Annotated in this window: 1 protein-coding gene; it reads left to right on the top strand. The window is 31.7% G+C overall.

What is annotated here, in order from left to right; translation table 11 throughout:
* Positions 1 to 220 precede the first annotated feature (220 nt).
* Positions 221 to 1189, top strand: coding sequence for an IS110 family RNA-guided transposase (locus VP395_RS15765; protein ID WP_346242988.1), 969 nt, complete (start codon positions 221 to 223; stop codon positions 1187 to 1189).
* Positions 1190 to 1320: the final 131 nt, after the last annotated feature.

Genomic DNA, 1320 nt, shown 5'->3' with positions numbered 1-1320 from the left:
CTTAAGTTAGCTTTATTAATAAAGTTTTAAATTTAATTATATAAACAGAAAGAACAAAAAGAGAGGATTAAGGTTATTATGTGTATTGAGATTCCATCTCGTTTTTCTTGAAAATCCCCTCTCTTTTCTACTATTATTTCGTACAGTTCTAAGAGACTAAGGATCTCGTTTTTAAGTTGTAGAAAACACGGTAGATACGTTCCTTCATAACATATTAAATATGAATGAAAATACGAATTATTTTGGAATTGACATTAGTAAAGATGTTTTTGATGTAATGGGTAGTGACGGTTTGTTTCATCAGTTTGGTAATGAGCTTACAGGCTTTAAGAAATTCATCAAACTCATGGATTGTAATTCCCATTGTGTAATGGAATCTACAGGTGTCTATCATTTACGATTGGCTTATTACCTAATAGAACATAACATTAAAGTTAGTGTTGAAAATCCTTTGTCTGTAAAACGGTTCATCCAAATGAAGCTATCAAAAATAAAGACAGACAAGAGTGATTCTAAAATGATTTATGAATATGCAATTATGAATAGTCCTAGCTTATGGACAGGTCAGACTAAGAGTCAAATAGAATGTTCTCATCTCTTAAGTTTAAGTAATTTATATACCAAAGAGATCATAGTTCTTAAAAACAAATTGCACTCTGAAGAAGCCCAAGGCAGTCCTGTTCCTAGAGTAATACGGTCCATAAATAGGAGCTTAAACTTTTATCAAAAAGAAATAGAAACTCTAGAGATAACCGTTTTAAAATTGGTAAAACAAGAGTATCGGGACTTGCATAGTCGCATTAAAAGTATCCCTGGTTTAGGAGCTAAAGCCAGCGCTCTTTTAATTGTCTTGACTGATGGGTTTGAACGTTTTAATACGGCATCAGAACTCTGCTCTTTTGCTGGTCTAACACCTATTATAAGAGAGTCTGGAAGTAGTATAAGATCAAGACCTAGAATAAGTAAAATGGGAAATAGGCGGTTAAGAAAAATTTTGTTTATCTGTAGTTTTTCGGCAAGCAAACATAATAAAGCGTGTCGAGAACTCTACAATAGAATCGTAGCAAAAGGAAAGAGTAAGAAATTAGCTTTGGTGGCTGTTTGCAATAAGCTATTAAAACAAGCCTTTGCGATTGCTAAATCTCATTTATGGTATGATGAGAATTATAGAAGTGTATTGGTAAAGTAAAGAGTGCTAGATGTTATTTTAATCAGAATATATTTCTAACTAATAGTGGAAATGTAAAAGAAGAATATTGTTTAAAAATAAACTGCTTTTTTATTGGTTTTTAACACAGTTCTTGGAAAGTTGCGTGTTTG

It is taken from the genome of Mariniflexile soesokkakense, from assembly GCF_039650365.1.
GTDB classification, from domain to species: Bacteria; Bacteroidota; Bacteroidia; order Flavobacteriales; family Flavobacteriaceae; genus Mariniflexile; species Mariniflexile soesokkakense.
The sequence above is the reverse complement of the archived record's forward strand: the minus strand, read 5'-3'. Positions and strand labels throughout refer to the sequence as shown.